The organism is Mumia sp. (assembly GCF_028803055.1).
Taxonomy (GTDB): domain Bacteria; phylum Actinomycetota; class Actinomycetes; order Propionibacteriales; family Nocardioidaceae; genus Mumia.
Map to the genome: position 1 here is coordinate 1 of NZ_JARBCJ010000040.1, position 4,087 is coordinate 4,087.

Genomic DNA, 4,087 nt, shown 5'->3' on the forward strand with positions numbered 1-4,087 from the left:
TCGCGCGCCACCTTGGACTCGGCCAGCAGCGCCGCCGCCTCGCGCAGCGTGGTCGGGAGGTGCTCGGCCTCGCTGGTGTAGGCGTTGCCGGTGAGGGGGTCCGCCAGCTCGAGGCCGGCGTCCATGCCGTGGAGGCCACCGGCGATCAGCGCCGCCACGGCGAGGTAGGGGTTGACGTCACCGCCCGGCGCCCGGCACTCCATGCGCATCCCGTGCCCGTGGCCGACCACGCGGAGCGCGCAGGTTCGGTTGTCCAGCCCCCAGGCGACCGCGGTGGGCGCGAAGCTGCCTTCGGCGAAGCGCTTGTAGGAGTTGATGTGGGGCGCGTAGAACATCGTCAGCTCGCGCATCGTCGCGAGCTGGCCGGCGAGGAAGTGACGGAACGTCTCCGACATCCCCTCCGGACCGCTGTCGTCGGCGAAGACCGCCGTGCCGTCGTCTCCGCGCAGCGAGAGGTGGATGTGGCACGAGTTGCCCTCGCGCTCGTCGAACTTCGCCATGAAGGTGAGGCTCTTGCCGTGCTGATCGGCGATCTCCTTGGCGCCGTTCTTGTAGATCGTGTGGTTGTCGCAGGTGGTGAGCGCGTCGGCGTAGCGGAAGGCGATCTCCTGCTGGCCGAGGTTGCACTCACCCTTGACGCCCTCCGAGTACATCCCCGCCCCGTCCATGCCGCGACGGATGTCCTGCAGCAGCGGCTCCATCCGGGTCGAGGCGTGCATCGCGTAGTCGACGTTGTAGTCGCTGGCGCGAGCGAGGTCGCGGTAGCCCTTGGCCCACGCGTCGCGGTAGCCGGTGTCGAAGACCATGAACTCGAGCTCGGTGCCGGCGTACGGGACGAGGCCCCGCTCGGCGAGTCGGGCGATCTGCTCCTGGAGGACGGCGCGTGGTGACGGTGCGACGGCGCCGCGGCTGTGGTCCTCGAGGTCCGCGATGACCAGTGCGGTCGAGGCGAGCCACGGGACGCGCCGGAGCGTGGGGAGGTCCGGACGCATCACCATGTCGCCGTAGCCGGTCTCCCAGCTCGACATCGCGTAGCCGTCGACCGTGTTCATGTCGACGTCGACAGCGAGCAGGTAGTTGCAGCACTCGGCGCCGTGCTCGGCGACCTCCTCGAGGAAGAGTCGTGCCGACACCCGTTTGCCGGTGAGCCGTCCCTGCATGTCACCGAACGCGACGATCACCGTGTCGATGTCACCGGTGCGGACGTCGTTGCGCAGCTCCTCCAGCGTCAGGTTTCCCGACGACACACCCATGGTCTCCTCCTCGGCCCGGCGTCTGCTCAGTCAATCACGCCCGGCCGACCATTGGGACCCGTCAAATGCTGCGATCTCGTGATGCTCGACCAGAATTTGGCCAGCCAAAGGTATGTCCAAGCGACCATTGACGGGTCTAACCTCGGTCCAAGCAACGGCCCTCCCGACAGGAGACAGCGATGTCCGGTGACAAGCTCTCGGCGTCGGGAGCGACCTACTCCCACGCCCAGGACGGCTACTTCGAGAAGCGCCAGCTCAAGCGCTCGGCCGGCTTCTGGGGGTTGTGGGGCATCGGCGTGGGCGCCGTGGTCTCCGGCGACTTCTCGGGCTGGAACTTCGGCCTCGACGCCGCAGGGTGGGGTGGGCTCCTCGTCGCCAGCATCATCATCGTCGTCATGTACTTCGGGATGCTGTTCTCGATCGGCGAGATGTCGGCCGCGATGCCGCACACCGGGGGCGCCTACTCGTTCTCCCGGGCGGCGATGGGTCCGTGGGGCGGCTTCGTCACCGGGCTGGCGGAGACCATCGAGTACGTCTTCACCACCGGCGTGATCGTGCTCTTCTCGGCCGGCTACGCCAACGCGATCACCGCCGAGCTGATCGGGCTCGACCTGAGCGACACCATGTGGGTCTGGTGGATCTTCCTCTATGCCGTGTTCATCGCGCTCAACTCGGTCGGCGCGGAGATCTCGTTCAGGTTCGCGATCGTGGTCTCGATCATCTCCATCGGTGTCCTCGTCCTGTTCGCCGTCCTCGCGTTCGCCAACGGGGCGGTCGACGTCGGCAACCTCCTCGACATCGCACCGGAGGACGGCAACTCCGACTTCCTGCCGTTCGGCTGGGAGGGCGTCCTCTATGCGTTGCCGTTCGCGATGTGGTTCTTCCTGGGGATCGAGGAGCTGCCGCTGGCGGCGGAGGAGGCCCACGACCCGCAGAAGGACATCCCCCGCGCTGGGATCGGGGGCCTGGTGACGCTCGTCGCGACCGGCGGCCTGGTGCTCTTCCTCAACCCGGCCGTCACCGGGTCGGAAGCGATCCGCGACTCCGACGAGCCGCTGCTGGACGGCTTCCGCGCGTTCCTGTCGGCCGACCTGGCTGCGCTCTTGTCGGCGTTCGCGCTGATCGGCCTGCTGGCGAGCCTGCAGGGCATCATGTTCGCGTACGGCCGCAACATGTTCTCCCTGTCGCGGGCCGGCTACTACCCCAAGTTCCTCTCGCTCACCGGCTCACGTCAGACGCCGTGGGTGGCGCTGGTCGCCGGTGCCGTCATCGGCCTGGTGGCGCTCTTCGTCGTCGACCTCGTGGGCGACGCCGCCGGCGACATCGTGCTCAACATCGCCGTCTGGGGCGCGGTGCTCGCCTACTTCCTCCAGATGGTCGCGTTCCTGCTGCTGCGGCGGAAGTTCCCCAACGCCGTACGCCCGTACGTCAGCCCGGTCGGGCGGACCGGCGCAATCGTCGCCGCCGTGATCGCCGCGGTGACGTTCGTGGGCGTGCTGCTCAACCCGGACTACCGCCCGGCCGTCGTCGCCATCGTCGTCATCTACGTCGTGATGCTGGCGATCTTCGCGGTCTGGGGACGCCACCGCCTCGTCCTCTCGCCGGAGGAGGAGTACGCGGTGACCGGCGGCCTCCACGGCTACGACCCGGCGAGCGAGGGACTCGGAGGGACCATCGAGGACGAGATCCTCAAGGGCCGCACCGAGTGACCCCGCTCGCGGGCTAGATGGAGCCGTCTGTCACGGGACGAGGACGACCTTGCCGAGCGCCTCGCGCGCGTCGATCATCTCGAGGGCGCGGGCCGCGTCCTCGAGCGGGAAGCGCCCGCCGATCGGGGGCGCGAGGGCGCCGGACTCGAGGTGCGGCACGAGCTCCTGCCACTGCGCAGCGACGTAGCCGGGGCGCTTCATCACGTACGCCCCCCATCCGACGCCGCGGATGTCGATGTTGTTGAGGAGAAGCCGGTTGACCTTCACCTCAGGGATGTCGCCGGCGGTGAAGCCGATGACGAGGAGGCGGCCGTCGTCCTTGAGGCTGCGCAGGGAGTCGGTGAAGCGGTCGCCGCCGACCGGGTCGATGACGAGGTCCACGCCGTGCCCGCCGGTCAGGTCCTTCACCGCCTCTTTGAAGCCGTCGGCCAGCACGTACGAGTCTGCCCCCGCGGCCACGGCGACCTCCCCCTTGGCATCGGTGGAGGTGACCGCGATGACCTGGCCGGCGCCGTACGCCTTCGCGACCTGGATCGATGCCGTGCCGACGCCGCCGGCCGCGCCCTGCACCAGGACGGACTCGCCGTTGCGCAGGTGCCCGCGCTTGAGCAGCGCGAAGTGCGCGGTGAGGTAGTTGAGCGGGACGCCCGCTCCCTCCTCGTACGAGACGTTGTCCGGGAGGTGGAACGTCATGTCGACGCCGGACACCGCTCGCTCGGCGAAGCCGCCGAGCATCGGGAAGGCGGCGACGCGGTCACCGGTGGAGAAGCCCGAGCCGGACGGTGCCGACACGACTTCCCCGGCGACCTCCGAGCCTGGCACGAAGGGGAGCGGGGGCTTGAGCTGGTAGAGGCCGCGGGTCTGGAGGACCTCGGGGAAGGACACGCCCGACGCCTTGACGTCGATGACGATCTGCTCCGGACCCGGCTCGGGAGCGTCGATGTCGACGACCTCGACGGCGGAGGGGCCTTCCAGGGATGTGATCTGCACTGCACGCATGACCGGAGCCTACCTAAGCGGGCGCTTAGTCGTCAGGAGGAGCGGGCGTGGAGGGTGACGACGGCACCGTGCTCGGGGACGTGGGTGATGTTGCGGACCACGGAGACCTCCTCCGCGTCCACGCTC

Annotated in this window: 3 protein-coding genes; 1 reads left to right on the plus strand and 2 read right to left on the minus strand. The window is 69.0% G+C overall.

Features of this window, described 5'->3' with window-relative positions; all coding sequences use genetic code 11:
- On the minus strand, positions 1-1,253 hold a 1,253-nt coding region (locus tag PV363_RS06030; protein ID WP_301021893.1), incomplete at its 3' end, for a glutamine synthetase family protein.
- A gap of 179 nt (positions 1,254-1,432) precedes the next feature.
- Here PV363_RS06030 and PV363_RS06035 point away from each other — a divergent pair.
- Positions 1,433-2,962, plus strand: a complete 1,530-nt coding sequence (locus PV363_RS06035) for an amino acid permease (RefSeq protein WP_220342285.1) — start codon at positions 1,433-1,435, stop codon at positions 2,960-2,962.
- Positions 2,963-2,992: 30 nt separating this feature from the next.
- Here the strand turns inward: PV363_RS06035 and PV363_RS06040 are convergent, their stop codons facing one another.
- Positions 2,993-3,961 (minus strand): NADPH:quinone oxidoreductase family protein, encoded by a 969-nt coding sequence (locus PV363_RS06040; protein ID WP_220342284.1) that lies wholly within the window; start codon positions 3,959-3,961, stop codon positions 2,993-2,995.
- Positions 3,962-4,087: the final 126 nt, after the last annotated feature.